We start from the raw sequence: 17,536 nt of genomic DNA on the forward strand, positions 1-17,536 counted from the left end.
TATCCATCGGATGTCTGATGATCCATCACCCTCTCCGAGGGACTTCCGTACACCCTCACGGCCGACATATGCTCCGCCCATGCGCGCCGCCCTTTTCGTCACCTGCGTCAACGACGCCGTCTATCCGGCCACCGGTATCGCGACCGTACGGCTCCTTGAGCGTCTGGGCGTCGAAGTCGACTTTCCCGACGCGCAGACCTGCTGCGGCCAGCCCCAGTTCAATACGGGCTACCGGCGGGAGACCGAGCCGCTGGTACGGCGGATGACCCGGGCCTTCGAGGGTTACGAGTATGTGGTGACCCCGTCCGGATCCTGCGCGGCCATGGTCCGCCACCACTACCCCAAGATCGGCGACGAGGCCGCGGCCTCGCTCGCCGCGCGGACGTACGAGCTGACTGAGTTCCTGGTCGACGTGGTGGGCGTGACGGATGTGGGGGCGCACTTCCCGCACACCGTCACCTACCATCCCTCCTGTCACGGGCTGCGGATGCTGGGCCTGGGGGAGCGGCCGCGCAAGCTGCTGGAGTCGGTACGGGGACTGGAGCTGCGGGAGCTGCCTGGCGCGGACGAGTGCTGTGGCTTCGGCGGTACCTTCGCGGTGAAGAACTCCGATGTTTCTGCCGCGATGGGCCAGGACAAGGTGAGCAACGCCGTCTCCACCGGGGCCAAGGTGCTCTGTGGCGCGGACAATTCCTGTCTGATGCATCTCGGCGGGATCGTGAGCCGCGAGGGTGCCCCGCTGCGTGCCGTACACCTCGCGGAGATCCTGGCGTCGACGGAAGAGGAGCCCTGGTCATGAGCGGTACGTATCTGGGGATGCCGGCGTTTCCGGTGGCGGCGAAGGAGGCGGTCGGCAACGAGACGCTGCGCGGCAATCTCCGGCACGCCACCCACACCATCCGCGACAAACGCGCCAAGGCCGTGGCGGAGCTGGACGACTGGGCGCTGCTGCGGGAGGCGGGCAAGCGGATCAAGGACCATACGCTGCGCCATCTGGACCGCTATCTGGTACAGCTGGAGGAGTCGGTCACGGCGGCGGGCGGAGTGGTGCACTGGGCGTCCGACGCCGACGAGGCGAACCGGATCGTCGCCGAGCTGGTGAAGGCCACCGGCGAGACCGAGGTCGTCAAGGTCAAGTCCATGGCCACCCAGGAGATCGGGCTCAACGAGGCGCTGGAGGCCGAGGGCATCTCCGCGTACGAGACCGACCTGGCCGAGCTGATCGTCCAGCTCGGCAACGACCGGCCCTCCCATATCCTCGTCCCGGCGATCCACCGCAACCGGGGCGAGATCCGGGACATCTTCCGCGACCGGATGGGCGCCTGGGGCCGGCCGGCGCCCGACGGCCTCTCCGACACCCCCGGCGAGCTCGCCGAGGCCGCGCGGCTGCATCTGCGGGAGAAGTTCCTGCGCGCCAAGGTCGGTATCTCGGGGGCGAACTTCATGGTCGCCGAGACCGGCACGCTCGTGGTCTTCGAATCGGAGGGCAACGGACGGATGTGTCTGACGCTTCCCGAGACGCTGATCTCCGTCGTGGGCATCGAGAAGGTGGTGCCGAGCTGGCGGGATCTGGAGGTCTTCCTCCAGACGCTGCCCCGCTCCTCGACGGCGGAGCGGATGAATCCGTACACCAGCATGTGGACCGGCACCCATGACGCGGACGGACCGAGCACCTTCCATCTGGTGCTGCTGGACAACGGCCGTACGGACACACTGGCCGACGAGGTCGGGCGACAGGTGCTGCGCTGTATCCGCTGCTCGGCCTGTCTGAATGTCTGCCCGGTGTACGAGCGGGCCGGCGGACACGCGTACGGCTCGGTCTACCCGGGCCCGATCGGGGCGATCCTCAGCCCCCAGCTGCGGGGCACCCAGAGCGAGATCGACGCGTCGCTGCCGTACGCCTCCTCGCTCTGCGGCGCCTGCTACGACGTGTGTCCCGTCGCCATCGACATCCCCGAGGTACTGGTCCATCTCCGCGAGCGGGTCGCGGACCAGGGCGGCAAGGGACACCGGCTGGAGAAGGCCGCGATGAAGGCGGCGGGCTGGGTCTTCGACCATCCGCGCGTGCTGGCGGCGGGGGAGCGGGCCGCGTCGAAGACGCGCCGGCTGCATCCCTCGAAACTCCCGGGGGCGGGGGCGTGGACCGACTCGCGCGATCTGCCCGAGCTGCCGGCGGAGTCGTTCCGCGACTGGTGGAAGAAGCACCACAACGACCGTAAGGACACAGCGACATGAGCACCGGCGCAGACGTGACCTCGGGCACCGGTACGGGCGGCGGATCCCGGGCGCGGATCCTCGCCCGGATCCGCGCCGCCGTCGCGGACGCCCCCGACGCCCCGGAAGCCGCACGCGACTATCTGGAGACGCACACCCCCGACGAACGCGTCATCGACCTGCTAGCCGAGAACCTCGCCGACTACCGCGCGCTCGTCCACCGGACGGACACCGAAGGGCTCCCCGCGCTCATCGCGCGCCTCCTGATGGAACGCGGCGCCCGAACCGTCCTCGTACCCCCGCTGCTCCCGGCGCTCTGGCTCTCCGCGCTCTCCTCGGTGGGCACCGATCTGATCAGGGTCGAGGACGATCCCACCGCCACGGCCCAGGCACTCGACGTCGTGGACAGTGTGATCACCGGCTGCGCCCTGGCCATCGCGGAGACCGGCACACTCGTTCTGGACGCCGCCCCCGACCAGGGACGGCGCCGCATCACACTCGTACCCGACCATCACATCTGTGTCGTACGCACCGCTGACCAAGTGGTCGGTTCCGTACCGCAGGCCATGCCCCGGCTCGATCCCACCCGCCCGCTGACCTGGATCTCCGGACCGTCCGCGACCAGCGACATCGAACTCGACCGGGTGGAGGGCGTACACGGTCCGCGCACGCTCGAAGTCATCCTGCTCACGGAGTGAGCGGCAGCAGCCGAGGAGCCTCCCGGGCCGCGTCCACCTCTTCCCCGCCCGCCACTCGCCTCGCCAACTCCCGGGCCCAGGCGATCAGTCCGGCCACATCGACACCGTACGGGGCCGGGTCCGGGTACGCGGCGATCGCACCCGCGCCACGCAACAGCAGCCGCGCCCCACCGGTCGCGTTCCCCCGGGCGGCGTGCGTCAGCCCGACCGCCAGCTGAGCCATCCCCTTCCACAGCGTCCGCTCCACGTCGGGCCCCGACTTCCACGCGTCCTCGAACACCTCGTGCGCATGGAACGGCATCCCCGCGTCCAGCAGCCGCTGCGCCTCCCGAAGCGTCTCCTCGGGCGTACGGACCACCCCCTCCGGCTGCCGCTCCACCCCCGGGACCCCATACGCCAATGGCCGCCCCAGCCCATCCCGAGGCCGCGCACTCCGCGCCCGCCCCTCGTCGTCACGATCCCGTCGGTTCTCCTTCATACGCCGATTGTCGCGCGGACGGGGCGCGTCTTCGCGCCGCTCGGAGTGCGGTAATGTTCTCTTGCGCGGTCGATCGGGGGATTCTCCCCACTGAGGCCGCACATCGGGACGTGGCGCAGCTTGGTAGCGCACTTGACTGGGGGTCAAGGGGTCGCAGGTTCAAATCCTGTCGTCCCGACCAGCGTTTACGCGGGTCGTAGGCGGTATCGGAGAAGTCCGGTACCGCCTTTTCCGTTGTTCTGGGGATCACTTGGAGACCACACGCCCTAGCTGCGGCGTCCAGGGGCGGGCTGGACGGCGAGGCTGTGGAGGGATCGCCTTCGCTTGCCGACCTCAGAGCCCGATGGCACTCAGACAGAACGTCGAAGTCCTCCATCTCATGAGCACAGGGAGTGCCTCAACTCTATGAAGAAGGCGACCATGGCCGCGGTGTTCGTGGCGATCCTCTCCGTTGCGGGCTGCACCGACAACGACGCCCGGGGAAACGCTGACCCCAAGCCAGCCAGGACCGAAAGTCAGGCACCACAAGGGATCGACGACGGGGACCCAACGGCGAGATCGATCGGTCAAACCGTGACACTCAGGGACACCGAAGGTCACCCAATGCAGCTCACGCTCACCGGCATCGCCTATCGAGACGCATTCGCCAAGGACAAGACCCTCGCCCTGTCCGGGAAGTACGCCCTGGCTATCGCCTTCACCATGAAGTCCAAGACCGGCGGCATGCTCGGAGCGCAAACCGACAACGGCATCAAGTGGCAGCATGGCGCGGACACGGCCGAGGGCTGGGACTACACGGACGCGCCGTGGCAGGGTTGCATCGACGCCCACACCCCCTACGCCGAGATCGAATCCAACCGGGAGTACAAGGCCATCACCGACATGAACGTGCCCACAAAGGGCGGAACGCTGATCATTGAAGACGCCTACGGCGGCGTCGCCCGCTGGCAACTCCCTGAAGCGGATTCAGGCAGCGGTACCGAGCCCGCGACGAGGTACACCACCGAGGACTGCTGAACACTCACGCACAGCAGAGCGTTCGTGCCAGAGCGAAGAGGAGCACGCGGCGGGCGACTACGGGCCGGCGGGAAACGATCAGATTCGCTTGGGGAAGCTCGTAGGCGGTTCACGAGATCCCGTCCGATCACTTTGATGGGGCGGGACCTCGTCGTTTCTGGGGCTCGTCGGGAGTTCTGGGTGCGTGTGCCGGAGTGGCTCGGCGGGTGCCGTCCCTCCTCAAGACGCGAGGAAGCCTCAGGAGATGCCGGGGAGGCGAAGATTCTCATACTTTGGGTTCGGCTCCGCGCGTACGACCCTGGACAGCGCGGGCCCGGAGATCTCACCCGGACATCCCTGCGAGGGGTAACGCGGCACATCGCGAACCTGGTAGTAGATACAGACCAGTCGATAGTCCTCGGGCCCTCGGAAGCCATCCCAGTACGGCAGCATCCGCTCCTCACCACAGGCTGGGCACCGCGCCTCCGGGTGAAGAAGCACCCTGGGCTCGGTGAACACGTGCGGCAGGCGTCTTCCGGTCACGGAGGCTCGGGGCAGAGACAGCCCGTAGTGCTGACCCATGATCCGGTAAACGGTCGCCATCCCGGTGTCTTCGGACGCGTCATCCCGGTAGACGCCGTGCGGGTATGCGACGAAACCCGCCTCCGCGACCAATCGCCGGCTGATCGGATGGTCGATGTCCCTGGTGCCGTACTCCCGAAGCATCCAGTCGGTCCGCCCGTCCACGCTCGCCGTGACGGCCGGCGGGTCCATGGTGGTGTTCAGGATGTCCACCACCGTGTGATGGGCCCTGAGGTCTCTTCCGGGAGCCAGCCGGTCGTCCCGGTGACCGACCTCGGGCGCCTCCAGGGCGAACGCCCAGCCGTCGCCCATCTCACCCACCATCGCCCAGTCCGGCAGCTTCGACGACCCGGGTCCGTGGAAGAATTCCAGTGCCCCGGGGGTGGTGTCCGGATCTATGAATGTGCCTGATTGCGCGCCCAGATTCGCCGCGAGGACCTCGGGGGCGATGCCCTTCACCATGGTGAGGGAATAGCCATCCGCGCCCAATTCGGCGTCCAGCCAATCGATTCCGTCGTTCATGACCGGAACCCTAGTAAACGGGTCGGACAGCGAGCCGGGGGGCCTCGATCTCGCACCGAACTTGGTGTGGCCACGGCGCAGGGGCCCAGTCATGGCGACCGGGCCCCTGTTCCTGTTCCCTCCGCTACGCGGGGGGAATTGATACGGCGTCAACTCGCTCGCTCAGGGGCGATTGGCGTCGAGCCAGTAGTTGTCTCCTTCGAGAACTCGGTTGTTCTTACGCCAGGTCGGGAACAGGCTCATGGACTGAGTGTTCTGGTTGTTCGACATGCTGGAACGTCCACACGGCTCGGTCCAGGTCGGCACGTGGGAGCGCGGGTCGGGCACTAGCCTCCACACACCGTCCGCGCCGCGCTGGGCGATCGTGTTCAGGCAGCCTTCACCCGATGTCACCTGACTCAGGTTCTTCCCGCCCCAGCTTTTCGGTGTCGCGGCGCTCTGCCAGCTCGCCGCGAAGGGGAACTCGTCGCAGCTCGGTACGTCACTCGCGCCGAGTTCGGGCGACATCGTCGCCAGCGGGCTGCGCTCCCATGACTGCGGGCAGATCACGCCGCGGTTGTGGTCGACGATGCTCTTGGTGTTCGTCGGCGGATCGGGCGCCAGGACATCGTCGGCCAGGAAGGTCAACGGATTGTTGCCCCGCAGCCCGTAGCGTCCGGGCAACTTGTTCTGGATCAGCCAGGCGTGCGCGGCGGCCGCCGGGAACTTCTTGGCATTCATGACGTACGTCGGCTTGTACGAGCTGAAGACACAACCCGGTGTCGCCTTCACATCGCGGTCGCACCGGACGTCAAGCTCCGACTTCTCAGCCGACAACGGATTGCTGGTCTGACCGTTCGCCGTTCCCTTGACCGTCAGATAGGGGCTTATCCTTCCGCTGGCATCGGCGGTGTTGCTCCACTTGATCTTCTGAGTGACCGTGGCCGTGTGAGTATCGCCCGGAAAGAAGGTCTTCGAACCGCTCCATACCGGTGTCTCCTTTTCACAGTAGCCACGGCAGCCGAAATCGATATCCAGGGTCAGTGAAGGCACTTCGGTGACCAACGACTTGAGGCTGACCGACACGGACTGAGTGAAGGTGTCACTGTCCGGGTCCAGGACGAACTCGTGCCGGAGGTCGAAGCTCGCCTTCGGCGTGCCGCTCGTTGATCCCGTGAAGTACAGGTCGTCCACGACGCACGCGTCGGTCCGCGTGTAGTTCATGGAGTGTGCTGTGAGGGAGCAACTCACCGCACCCATGGTGGAGACGGAGTCGGCCGACGATTTGGCGGACCGGTTCGCCGGCGCCGACGTGAGAACCAATTCCTCCGCCCCGGTCGCGGACCGGGCGGAGCCGGAGCGTGTGGGAAGCAGATCGAAGTAGTCGCCCGAGATGCTTTCGGGCGGCTCCACCGGCGCCGGATCAGGGGCGTTGACATCCGGGTCGCCGAAGGTCAGGTCTGCCGGAATGCCGGAGTAGTCGCCAGGTACGAACGCGATGGCGTCATAGGCGATGTCCTTGGTTCCGTCACCACCGTTGAAGTTGTGCAGGCTGACCTCGGGAGTCATACCGCTGAAGAAGTACGCACCGAGATCGACCCACTTGTTGGACTGGTTGGCGCTCTGGTCGATCGCCTTCACCGTTTCGCCGGCGGTGTGCTTGATGCGGTACTCGGCCTTGGAGGTCTGCGCCCCGTGGTCGGGGATGTGCGCGTAGACCTTGGCCTGGCCGCTGTGTTCGGTGATCTGCCGGCCCAGCTTCCAGGTGCCGGTGACCTTCATGCGGTCGCCGGGCTCCGGGAACGATTCGGGGGAGCGGGTGTGGGTGAACCAGAAGTGGTTGCCGTACGCCGCGCCGATCTGGTGGGTGTCGATCTTGCCGGGGTACGTGGTGATCGTCCGACCGGTGTCGGCATCGATGATGTCGGAGGGCTGGTACGTGAGGGTGAACGTGCCGTCCGACTGGACTGCCCCGCAGCCGCGTGGGCCGGATCGTCCACGACGTGGTCGCCAAGCACCCAGGGCCAGGGGAAGTCGCCTTTCAGGGCTCCAACGCGGCCGCGGTGCGCTTCCGGCGACGCGTCGCCACCGACCTGACAGGAAACGAATGGACCGAGGAGCAACGGTTCACCCAGGCCGCGCTCGCGGCATCGACAACGCGGACCGGATCGAGAAGTGGATCGAGCGGGTGCAGCAGCGGGAAAGGAACAACCCCGGCTGGGACCCGAACAATTCCAAGATATCCCCGCCGCTGACCCTCACCTTCCCGGACGTTACCGGCCGCACCGTCGAGCGCGCCGACTATGATGCGCACGGCATGAGGGCGACCGCGAGCGAGGTGCACTCCGCGCAGGTCGCCCTGAAGTACAGGAAGGGCATGGCCCCCCCTTCGTGGTGATCACGTCATACCCCATGTCCCCCTGAAACCCTCGGACGTTCTTTATGGAGATGATCGCGACGTGATCTCGCACACCGGCACCCTCTTCAACGACGGACCGGTCAGACGCGTGGTCGAGACAGCTCTGCGCGCCCAGGAGTCGCAGGGCGCCCTCGACCTGGACGACGAGCTCAGGCGCTTCGTCCGCACCGCGTGTGCCGCCGACACGTCGCGCTGGCTGTTTCCTGTCGCGTCCGCTGCCGCCCTGCTCGACCACACGGCCGACCTGTTTCGGTCGGAGGGCGCGGCATTCTTCCCGCGTACGTTCACCGAACGGCTGGACAAGGCGCGGGACGGTGTTCCGGGGGACGAGTACCTGCGCACGCTGGCCGGCCTGATCAGGATGGTCGACCAGGAGCCGGATGCCGGATTCGCCGATCTCCCCCTGGCGGACTGGGAGGCGGCAGCCCGTTTCCCGGAGCTTTTCGGTTTCGGCGCCAACTGGATCTATGACGGCGAGTACCCCTTGCTGTCCGGTTCGATCGCGGCTTTCGTCGAAGCCGAGCATCCGTTCTGCAGCGAGACGTTCTCCCGACTGGCAGCCGATGCCCAATCGGTACTCGTGCTCTTTCCGGAGCTCGCGGCGCTGTCCGCCAATGTGACGCGATGGATTCCCTGGGCTTCGCACGACGCACTGCGTGAGATCACCCGAAGAATCGACGACCACATGCGGACCGAGCATTCCGGTTCCTGAAGCACGCACCGCCCAAAGGAAGTTCCGCGCATGACCGTAAGGACCCGCTCGGCCACCTACCCCGACCGAGAAACCGCCCAATGGGCCACTCAGCAGGTGGTGACCGCCAACGAGCAGAAGATCCACCGCTGGCTCGCCCAGGGCACCCGCGCCCGCCTCGCCATCGAGGCTGCCTGGCCCTCCCGCGAGGCGCCCGTCGGACGCGTACTGCTGCAGGCGATGATGCTCGCCGGGCGCGAGCCCGTCGATGTGCGCGCGGCGCGTGTCGTCCTCAAGCGTGAGCCGAACAGCCCGCACGGCTTCGTTGTGCTCACCACCGTCCCGATCTACCTGTAGAGGTCCAGCGCCGTGTCGCGGACCACTTGAAGCGGTCGGTCGAGGAGGGCGAGGTCCCGCCTCCGGCCGGCTCCCGCACCCACTGGGAGTGGCATGCCCGCTTCCCCGAGCTCGGCCAGTTCCTCGGCGGTTGGTTCTCGCAGGACATGCCGGACGAGTTCCCGGACCACGACGCGGCCGTACGCGACTACATCGCCACCACGGACCCGCAGCTCGTTGCCTGCCTCACTGGCGATCTCCGCGAACTGCTCGCCCTCGCCCTTGAAGAGTCCGACTACGCCCTCGCGATGGCTGAGCTGGGCATGGAGGTCGACCCGCCCCGGCCGTACTCCCCGAGCGGCTGGCTGGCCCACCTCGCGGACGGTCTGGGCGGATTCAAGGCGGACTACGGACCCGGACCGGCCGCGGGCTGACTGCGCGCCCATCTTCGCCCTGCTTCGCCCGTCTTCGCCCTGAGCGCCTGGTCCGCGCCCTGCTCGACGCCATGACCGCGACTCGGTTCTCGCTTCCTGTCGGGGTGCGAGCGGAAGAGCGACCCGAAGACCGACGGAGCCGAGGACGGCGGCCGTGCCAAAGACCGCTACCGCGTCCAGGCCGCCCGGACCGGCGTCCCCTGGCGCGGCGGGAAATACACCCCGGGCGACTTCTCCAGCGGCGACGCCGTCAACCAGGGCCTCGCCGCCGCCCAATGCATGTACGGCATCGCCCACGCTGTCGTCGCCTCTCTCGAATGCGGCCCCGGCCTCGGCTTCGTCCACTCCGGCCACGAGCTCTCCTTCGTCCTGGACATCGCCGACCTCTACAAAACCGAGATCGGCATCCTCCTCGCCTTCGATATCGCAGCCGGCAGCTTCGGCGGCGGCGATCATCGACAGTACGAGTGTGATGAAGATGCCGCCCGCCACGAACAGGTAGCGCCCGGCCGGCCGGAGCGGGAAGCTGTCGCGCGGCCCCCGCACCCACACCGGCGTGCCGACGTGCAGGTTGCCGTGCACGTAAGCCGATCCGCCACGGCCCTCCGGGACACGCAGCACGCCGATACGCCACGACGACCGGTCACCGGGGGCACCGCACAGCGAGTAGTGACGGACCAGCCCGCCGTCGAGAAACATGATCGTTATATGTCTGCGGTGGTGGTCATGTCTTTCCGGCTACCCGGCGCCGACCTGGTGACCCCCGATTCAGCCGCCGCAGATCGGGGATTCGGGGCCGTCGTCCCCTTGTCTCGACAGTCGGGTGGTGGGCTGACCGGCCCCCTGGTGGCGACTGACGAGAACGGCCAGGCCCAGGCCGAGGTCGACCTCTTACAGTCCCGGGTTGTGTCCGAGCCGGCGCGAGATGGCGTCTGCTGTGGCGACTACCAGAGGGCCGAGGCGGTCGAGGGCGGGTTCGACGCGGTCTTTGAGGCCGGCGACGCTGATGGCCGCCACGACATGGCCGGTGTGATCGAAGATGGGGGCGCCGCAGCAGGCGCTGGCGAGGTCGAACTCGCCGTGTTCCTCGGTCCAGCCCCGGGCCTGGGCTGTGGTGATGTCGTGTTCGAGGGCGTGTGGGGTGGTGAGTGTCCGCGGGGTGAAGGGTGTCAGTGTGAGAGTGCGGAGCAGGTCTGCTCTCTCGCGGGGGTTCAGGCCTGCGAGGTAGGCCTTGCCGACCGAGGTGGCGTGCAGGGGCCTGCGGGCGCCGAGGTCGGCGTTGACGCTGACCGACTGGGGGCCGCGTTCGCGGTAGATGAACACCATTTCGTCGCCGCTGAGGACGCCGAGGCTGACGGTTTCGCGGGTCTGCTGGACCAGGACCCGGAGTAGTTCGGGAGCGACGTCGGCCACGTCGGTGGAGTGGACGGCGGCCATGGCGAGACGGGCGGCGGCCGGGCCCAGGCGCCAGCGGCCGTTCGAGGTGGCGTGGAGGAAGTCGTACTGGCTGAGCTTTTCGACGATGCGGTACGCGGCGCTGCGGCTGATGTCGGCGGCGGCTGCCAGTTCCGCCGTGGACGCCTCTCGCGCGTCGGCGAGGTGGCTCAGGATGCTGAGTCCTCGGTCGAGTGCGCCTTTGCGGCCTTCGTCCTGCTCGGTCACGCTCTCGTTCCTCTGCTTGTCCGGTCGCGGTGAGCCCGCCCGCGTGAGTCGGGCGGGTGATGTCCGCTGCCAGTCTCTCAGCCCTCCGGGACGACGTTGCCGTGGGCGGGCTGGGAGCAGATGGTCTCAGACCGTGACGGTCTCGTGGGTCCAGGCACGAGCCTGCTCGCTCAGGCTGAAGCCCAGTCCAGGGCGGTTGGGCACGATCATCCGGCCGTCGCGGATCTCAAGGCGTTCGTTGAACATCGGCTCAAGCCACTCGAAGTGCTCCACCCACGGGTCGATCTCGTACGCCGCGGCGAGGTGCAGGTGGATCTCCATGGCGAAGTGCGGCGCCATCCGCATCTTCGCCTGCTCGCCCATGGCCATGATCTTCAGGAACGGGGTGATGCCGCCCACCCGCGGCGCGTCCGGCTGGAAGAAGTCGACCGAGCGGTGACGGACCAGTTCGGCGTGCTCGGTGACGCTGGTGAGCATCTCGCCGGTGGCGATCGGGGTGGCGAGCTCCGCGGCGAGAGCGGCGTGGCCCTCAGCGTCGTACGCGTCGAGCGGCTCCTCGATCCAGGTCAGGTCGAACGCCTCCAGTTTCCGGCCCATGCGGATCGCCGTACCGCGGTTCCACTGCTGGTTGGCGTCGACCATCATTGGGAATCCGTCGCCCAGCTGCTCGCGGATGGCCGCGACCCGCTGGAGGTCGATGTTCGTGTCGGGCTGGCCGACCTTGATCTTGATGCCGCCGATACCGCGCTCGACGGATGCCCGGGTGTTCTCCACCACCTGCTCGATGGACATGGACAGATAGCCACCGGAGGTGTTGTAACACTGCACCGAATCGCGGTGGGCGCCGAGCAGCTTCGCGAGGGGGAGCTGGGCACGCTTGGCCTTGAGGTCCCACAGGGCGATGTCGATGGCGGCGATCGCCTGGGTCGACAGCCCGCTGCGGCCGACGGAGGCGCCGGCCCAGACGAGCTTGGTCCAGATCCGCTGAATGTCGTTGGGGTCCTCGCCGATCAGCTCAGGTGCGATCTCCTTCGCGTGGACGTACTGGGCGGGCCCGCCGGCGCGCTTGGAATAGCTGTAGCCCACGCCCTCGAATCCCGCCTCGGTGCGGATCTCGGCGAAGAGGAAGGCGATCTCGGTGAGGGGCTTCTGGCGGCCGGTCAGTACCTTGGCGTCACTGATGGGTGCGGCCAGCGGCAGGCTCACGAGGGAGAGCCTGACCGAGGCGATGGCATCGGTGCTGGCTTCGCCGCGCTCCAGCGCCGCGAAGTGGCGCTCGTTCGTCTTGCTGGTGACTGTGGCGCTGGTCCGGTTGAGGAATGTAGTGCTCATGGACGGGTGTCCTTTCTTCGTTGTACGGGGAAATGGTGCGGGCGGTCTTGCGCTTCAGCGCGGATCAGGGGCGGGCCCGTCGAGACCGGCGTTCGTCATGGCCTGTGGTGTCTGGAGACCGGCTTCGTCGATGCTGGTCCGGTCGATGGCCGATTGGTCGGCCACCGGTCGGCGGGGGATGCGGCGTACCAGGAGTGTGGCCCCGGCCGCGATCGCGATGATCGCTCCGAGTCCGAGCATCGCCAGACTGGTGCTGCCGGTCGAATCCTTGACGGACGACTCGTCGTCCCGTCCCCAGCCGGCAAGAAGGACGCACGATGAGGATTGCCACCGCCCGCGTCGACGGGGTCGTCACAACGGTCGTCGACAGCGGCCAGGGGTGGCGCACCAGCCGGGTGCCCGCCCTCGACGCCGTCACCGGAGCCGACGCCGGGCCCGGCGACCAGGTCGCCGAAGAGCAGCTGGAGTTCCTGCTGCCGTACCGGCCCCCGACGATCCACGGCATCGGCCTCAACTACGCCGACACCGTGGCCGAGATGGGGTGGAAGACCCCGACGGCCCCCTTCCTCTTTCCGAAACTCTCGTCCTCCGCATGCGGCCCCCATGACGACATCGTGGTGGACCTGGCACTGACCGCCCGAGCAGACTGGGAAGCGGAACTTGGCGTCGTCATAGGCCGTCCCGCCAAGTCCGTGCCCGTCAATGAAGCGATGTCCTACGTCGCCGGTTACGTCGCGGCCAATGACCTCTCCGCCCGCGATCTGCAGGAGCGGGACGGCCAGTGGGTGCGCGGCAAAGGACTCGACACCTTCTGCCCTCTTGGGCCCTGGATTCTCACAAAGGACGAGGTGCCGGACCCGCAACAGGTCGCGATCCGGACGTGGGTCAACGGTCAGCTGATGCAGAACGGGTCCACAGCCTCGATGATCTTCAGCATCGCCGAACTCGTCTCCTACTGCTCGTCGTTCTTCACCTTGGCACCAGGGGATGTCATCCTCAGCGGGACACCGGCAGGCTGCGGTGACTTCAGGTCTCCGGCTGTGGCCCTGCGACCGGGTGACGTCATCGAGGTCGAGGTCGCCGGACTCGGCCGCCAGCACTCCAACATTTCGGCTCCCGCACCACACACAGTCTGAGTGAACGCACAGCCACGGTGCGCGTGCGGGGCCGCTCTCGCCCGAGCGCCCACTCGCCGATCCGGCTGCGCCGTTGACTTGCGCGCGTGAAGAGCACACCGGGCGCGACGGGAGCCGATGTCCGCGGCTCGATGGCATCCCACCTGGCGGTCCTTGGCATCATGCGGTGCCCGCCCATGCTTCGGCTCCGAAGGTGCCTTTCACGTCGGAGGCGATGGTGGTGGCGTTCACCCTGGCTTGCAGGGCGTAGACGGTGGTTTTGCGTGTGCCACGGACGCTGAGACGGACTGGGCTGTCGCCCGGGTGGGCCGCGAGGATTCTCTTCAGTTCGCTCACGGACCGCTCCGTGACCCGGTGGGCGGGGAGTTCAAGTCGTACGGGAGGTTTCCCGCCGTGTTCGGCCGAGGACACGTCCAGCATCGTCAGTTCTCTGCCGAAGATGTTCACCGTACCGTCGCGGTCTTCGATCTTGCCTCTGACGGAGATGACGTTGTCCTCGGCCAGCGCGTGTTGCACGAGCTGGTAGGAGGCGGGGAAGAAGAGGACCTCGATGCCGGCGTCGCGGTCTGCGAGGTTCACGATGGCCCACGCGTTGCCCTGTCTGGTCATCTTGAGCTGGATGCCGGTGATCAGCCCGGAGAGCTGGATGTCTCCGGTGGTGCGGCCGGAGGTGAGAAGTTCGGCGATGGAGCAGTCCCGGGCTCCGGTGAGGATGTGCTCGGCGCCGTCCAGTGGGTGGGCGGAGACGTACAGTCCCAGCATCTCGCGTTCGGTCGCCAGGAGCCGGCGGCGGGGCCACTCGGTGTCGTCGATGGGGAAGTCCAGGCCGAAGGCCGGTTCGTCGCTGCCTTCTCCGCTGAGATCGGCGAAGAGGTCGTCCTGACCGAAGCCGGCTGCCTTCTTCACGGGAATGATGGCGTCGATGGCGTCTTCGTGGATGGCGGTCAGGCCCTTACGCGTATGCCCCAGGGAGTCGAAGGTGCCGGCTTTGATCAGGGATTCGACGGCCCTCTTGTTCAGTGCGGGCAGGTCGGCCTTGTCCAGGAAGTCGGGGAAGGAAGTGAACTTGCCCTTACCGCGGCGGGCACCGGCGATGGCCTCGATGACATTGTCGCCGACGTTGCGTACGGACCGCAGTCCGAACCGCACGTCGTCGCCGACGGCGGTGAACTCCGCGACGGACTCGTTCACGTCGGGCTGAAGGACCCGGACGCCGTTCTTGCGGGCGTCGGCCAGGTAGATCGCGGCCTTGTCCTTGTCGTCGCCCACCGAGGTGAGCAGGGCGGCCATGTATTCGGCCGGGTAGTTCGCCTTCAGGTACGCGGTCCAGTAGGAGACGAGGCCGTAGCCGGCGGTGTGGGACTTGTTGAACGCATAGCCGGAGAACGGGAGCATGACGTCCCACAGCGCCTTGGTGGCTTCCTCGCTGAATCCGTTGCCCTGCATGCCGTCGTGGAACTTGTCCCACTCGGCGGCCAGCACCTCCGGCTTCTTCTTGCCCATCGCGCGGCGCAGCAGGTCGGCGCCGCCGAGGGTGTAGCCGGCCAGTTCCCGGGCGATGGCCATGATCTGCTCCTGGTAGACGAGCAGATGAAAGGTGTTGCCGAGGATCGGTTCCAGGGCGTCGCGCAGCTCGGGGTGGATCGGGGTGATCTTCTGGCGGCCTGTCTTACGGTGCGCGTAATCGGTGTGTGCGTTCGCCGCCATGGGGCCGGGGCGGTAGAGGGCGTTGACCGCGGCGATATCTTCGAACCGGGTGGGTTCCATCTGTTTCAGCAGGACCCGCATGCCGCCGCCGTCGAGCTGGAACACACCAAACGTATTGCCTTCGGCCAGCAGCTGGTACGTCTTGGCGTCGTCCAACGGGATCACCACGGTGGAGGGGTCACCGTCCAGGGGGTCCACGGTGGCCAGGCTGATGCCACGGTTCTCGCGGATGTTCTCAATGGCCTGATCGATCACGCCCAGGTTCCTCAGCCCCAGGAAATCCATCTTGACCAAGCCCATCGCCTCGCATGACGGGTAGTCGAACCCGGTGATCTTCACGCCGTCCGAAGCACGCATGTGCAGCGGGATGCGGTCGGTCAGCTTCGTCTTGGAGAGGATCACCGCGGCGGCGTGCACACCGGTGCCGCGGGTCAGGCCCTCCACCCCGCGCGCCGTGTCCATGACCCGCTTCACGTCCGGCTCGTTGTCATACATCTGCCGGAGCTCGCCGGCCTCGCCATACCGCTCGTGAGAGGGGTCGAAGACGGCCGCCAGCGGGGCTGACTTGCCGTTCTGGTCCGGCGGGAGCGCCTTGGTGATCCGCTCACCGTGGGAGTAGGGGTAGCCCAGGATGCGTGAGGAGTCCTTGGTCGCGTTCTTGGCCTTGATCTTGCCGAACGTGTTCACCATGGCGGTGTACTCGTCGCCGTACTTCTCGGTGACGTAGCGGACCATTCTGTCGCGCTGGCGGTCGTCGAAGTCGAGGTCCACATCCGGAGGGTTGATGCGCTCGGGGTTGAGGAACCGTTCGAACAGCAGGCCGTGCTCCAGAGGGCACAGTTCGGTGATGCGAGTGGCGTACGCCACGATGGAGCCGGTGGCAGAGCCTCGGCCCGGGCCGAGGGGGATCTTGTTCTCCCGGGCATGGCGGCAAATGTCCGCCACGACGAGGAAGTAGGAGCTGAAGCCCATGGGGCCGATGACCGTCATCTCGGTCTCGAAGCGGTCCAGGACGTGCTGGGGAACCGGGTTCCCGTAGCGCATCGCCAGGCCCGCGAGGACTTCCTTCCGCAGCCACGACTCCTGGGTTTCACCCTCGGGAACGTCCGGGAACTGCGGCATCTCGTCGACGTGGTCGAAGACCTCGTCATAGGACTCGATGCGCTCGGCGACCAGCAGGGTGTTGTCGCAGGCTTCGGGAAGATCCGAGAAGAGCCTGCGCATCTCGGCGGCGGTCTTGAGGTAGTAGCCGGAGCCGTTGAAGCGGAAGCGCTTCGGGTCATCTTTGTTCTTGCCGACACCGATGCACAGCAGGCTGTCGTGGGCGTCGGCCTGGTCCTCGGTGACGTAGTGCGCGTCGTTGGTGGCCAGGAGAGGGATGCTCAGCTCCTTGGCCAGCCGCAACAGGCCGTCGCGGGCGTTGCGTTCGATGTCCAGGCCGTGGTCCATCAGTTCCAGGAAGTAGTTCTCGCGGCCGAAGACCTCCTGGTAAGCCGCAGCGGCGGCCTTCGCCTCGCCGTACTGGTTCAGCCGCAGCCGGGTCTGGATCTCGCCGGAGGGACAACCGGTGGTGGCGATGATGCCGTCCGGCCGCTCAGCGATCAGCTCGCGGTCCATGCGCGGCTTACCGACCGGGAACTGTCCCTCGTAGCTGGCCTGTGTGCTGAGCCAGAACAGGTTCCGCAGGCCCTGGACGTTCCGCGCCCACATGGTCATATGGGTGAAACGGCCGCCACCCGAGACGTCTTTCGATCCCTCACCGTCATCGCTCACGGCGCGGCGGCCTCCCGGCCCCCAGAACTCCTGCTTCCGGCCGAAACGGGAGGAAGGCGCTACGTACGCCTCGATACCGATGATCGGCGTGATGCCCTCGAAGCCCTTCGCGACCTGCGCGAATTCATAGGCGCCGAACATGTTGCCGTGATCGCTCATGGCAATCGCAGGCATCTGCTGCCGGGCCACCTCGGCGAACATCGGCTTGAGCTTCTGCGCACCGTCCAGCATCGAATATTCGGTGTGATTGTGCAGGTGAACGAAAGAATCCGGCACGGGTGAGTTGCCTCCGCGGTGAGTAGGAAGCCCCACCCCGACCAGAGCCGCGATGGTGACCTTGCCAGCGACCGACCGACCGGCCGCACCGGCATCGGCATCGGCATCGGCAGATGGGCGGGCTACTCGGTCCGTCGCGGTGTGATCGCGTGGACGGGGTGACCAGCAGCATCGAACCTGTCTGGGCAATCGCCCCCTGTCGCACCGCCCCGCAACACCACACGTTGACCAGAGACATCAAAGCGGCCAGTACGCAAGGGAATCAAACAACCATTTCACCCCTACGACTCAACCATTGGTT

General features: G+C 67.0%; 15 protein-coding genes, 1 tRNA gene and 2 pseudogenes. 11 read left to right on the top strand and 7 right to left on the bottom strand.

Features of this window, described 5'->3' with window-relative positions; all coding sequences use genetic code 11:
* Positions 1–79 precede the first annotated feature (79 nt).
* Genes ACFRMN_RS13390 through ACFRMN_RS13400 form a run of 3 tightly spaced genes read left to right on the top strand, consistent with a single transcriptional unit; the run spans position 80 to position 2,912 of the window.
* On the top strand, positions 80–799 hold the full coding sequence (locus ACFRMN_RS13390) for a (Fe-S)-binding protein (protein ID WP_383017915.1): 720 nt from the start codon (positions 80–82) through the stop codon (positions 797–799).
* On the top strand, positions 796–2,235 hold the full coding sequence (locus tag ACFRMN_RS13395) for a LutB/LldF family L-lactate oxidation iron-sulfur protein (protein WP_383017918.1): 1,440 nt from the start codon (positions 796–798) through the stop codon (positions 2,233–2,235). The genes ACFRMN_RS13390 and ACFRMN_RS13395 overlap by 4 nt, the downstream gene beginning before the upstream one ends.
* A complete protein-coding gene (locus tag ACFRMN_RS13400; protein ID WP_383017921.1) occupies positions 2,232–2,912 on the top strand; it encodes a lactate utilization protein C in 681 nt (226 codons plus the stop codon). Before ACFRMN_RS13395 ends, ACFRMN_RS13400 begins: the two co-directional genes overlap by 4 nt.
* On the opposite strand, the gene ACFRMN_RS13405 is transcribed toward ACFRMN_RS13400, so the two are convergent.
* Positions 2,902–3,390, bottom strand: coding sequence for a DUF309 domain-containing protein (locus tag ACFRMN_RS13405; RefSeq protein WP_383017924.1), 489 nt, complete (start codon positions 3,388–3,390; stop codon positions 2,902–2,904). The two genes, ACFRMN_RS13400 and ACFRMN_RS13405, sit on opposite strands and share 11 nt — an antisense overlap.
* Before the next feature lie 104 nt (positions 3,391–3,494).
* On the opposite strand from ACFRMN_RS13405, the gene ACFRMN_RS13410 reads away from it, so the two are divergent.
* Together ACFRMN_RS13410 and ACFRMN_RS13415 are read left to right on the top strand one after the other, a co-directional pair.
* A tRNA-Pro gene (locus tag ACFRMN_RS13410) sits at positions 3,495–3,571 on the top strand.
* 224 nt (positions 3,572–3,795) lie between these two features.
* Positions 3,796–4,407: a hypothetical protein gene (locus ACFRMN_RS13415; RefSeq protein ID WP_383017927.1), complete on the top strand. Its 612-nt coding sequence runs from the start codon at positions 3,796–3,798 to the stop codon at positions 4,405–4,407.
* Between the two features lie 237 nt (positions 4,408–4,644).
* On the opposite strand, the gene ACFRMN_RS13420 is transcribed toward ACFRMN_RS13415, so the two are convergent.
* Positions 4,645–5,490 carry a hypothetical protein gene (locus tag ACFRMN_RS13420; RefSeq protein WP_383017930.1) on the bottom strand — a complete coding sequence of 282 codons (846 nt, stop codon included), beginning with the start codon at positions 5,488–5,490 and terminating at the stop codon, positions 4,645–4,647.
* Positions 5,491–5,652: 162 nt separating this feature from the next.
* On the bottom strand, positions 5,653–7,251 hold the full coding sequence (locus ACFRMN_RS13425) for a hypothetical protein (protein ID WP_383017933.1): 1,599 nt from the start codon (positions 7,249–7,251) through the stop codon (positions 5,653–5,655).
* A gap of 325 nt (positions 7,252–7,576) precedes the next feature.
* Between ACFRMN_RS13425 and ACFRMN_RS13430 the strand changes: the two genes are divergently transcribed.
* From ACFRMN_RS13430 to ACFRMN_RS13450, 5 genes and pseudogenes are all read left to right on the top strand, one after another.
* On the top strand, positions 7,577–7,867 hold the full coding sequence (locus ACFRMN_RS13430; RefSeq protein WP_383017936.1) for a hypothetical protein: 291 nt from the start codon (positions 7,577–7,579) through the stop codon (positions 7,865–7,867).
* Between the two features lie 109 nt (positions 7,868–7,976).
* A complete protein-coding gene (locus tag ACFRMN_RS13435) occupies positions 7,977–8,600 on the top strand; it encodes a hypothetical protein (RefSeq protein ID WP_383017939.1) in 624 nt (207 codons plus the stop codon).
* 30 nt (positions 8,601–8,630) lie between these two features.
* Positions 8,631–8,936, top strand: coding sequence for an RNase A-like domain-containing protein (locus ACFRMN_RS13440; protein WP_383017942.1), 306 nt, complete (start codon positions 8,631–8,633; stop codon positions 8,934–8,936).
* Between the two features lie 14 nt (positions 8,937–8,950).
* A pseudogene (locus ACFRMN_RS13445) lies at positions 8,951–9,349 on the top strand (contact-dependent growth inhibition system immunity protein); the annotation flags it as partial.
* Between the two features lie 144 nt (positions 9,350–9,493).
* A pseudogene (locus tag ACFRMN_RS13450) lies at positions 9,494–9,781 on the top strand (type I-E CRISPR-associated endonuclease Cas1); the annotation flags it as partial.
* 459 nt (positions 9,782–10,240) lie between these two features.
* Here ACFRMN_RS13450 and ACFRMN_RS13455 read toward each other — a convergent pair.
* The 3 genes from ACFRMN_RS13455 to ACFRMN_RS13465 all read right to left on the bottom strand — a co-directional run bounded on the left by ACFRMN_RS13455 (position 10,241) and on the right by ACFRMN_RS13465 (position 12,583).
* Positions 10,241–11,011 (bottom strand): IclR family transcriptional regulator, encoded by a 771-nt coding sequence (locus tag ACFRMN_RS13455; RefSeq protein ID WP_383017945.1) that lies wholly within the window; start codon positions 11,009–11,011, stop codon positions 10,241–10,243.
* 126 nt (positions 11,012–11,137) lie between these two features.
* Complete coding sequence (locus ACFRMN_RS13460; protein WP_383017948.1) at positions 11,138–12,343, bottom strand: mandelate racemase/muconate lactonizing enzyme family protein; 1,206 nt, start codon at positions 12,341–12,343, stop codon at positions 11,138–11,140.
* Between the two features lie 54 nt (positions 12,344–12,397).
* On the bottom strand, positions 12,398–12,583 hold the full coding sequence (locus ACFRMN_RS13465) for a hypothetical protein (protein WP_383017951.1): 186 nt from the start codon (positions 12,581–12,583) through the stop codon (positions 12,398–12,400).
* A gap of 77 nt (positions 12,584–12,660) precedes the next feature.
* On the opposite strand from ACFRMN_RS13465, the gene ACFRMN_RS13470 reads away from it, so the two are divergent.
* On the top strand, positions 12,661–13,479 hold the full coding sequence (locus ACFRMN_RS13470; RefSeq protein WP_383017954.1) for a fumarylacetoacetate hydrolase family protein: 819 nt from the start codon (positions 12,661–12,663) through the stop codon (positions 13,477–13,479).
* 159 nt (positions 13,480–13,638) lie between these two features.
* Here ACFRMN_RS13470 and dnaE read toward each other — a convergent pair whose 3' ends face one another.
* Positions 13,639–17,235, bottom strand: coding sequence for a DNA polymerase III subunit alpha (gene dnaE / locus ACFRMN_RS13475; RefSeq protein ID WP_383017957.1), 3,597 nt, complete (start codon positions 17,233–17,235; stop codon positions 13,639–13,641).
* Positions 17,236–17,536 lie beyond the last annotated feature (301 nt).

The sequence above is a fragment of the Streptomyces sp. NPDC056835 genome (genome assembly GCF_042789485.1).
In the GTDB taxonomy this organism is placed as follows: Bacteria; Actinomycetota; Actinomycetes; order Streptomycetales; family Streptomycetaceae; genus Streptomyces.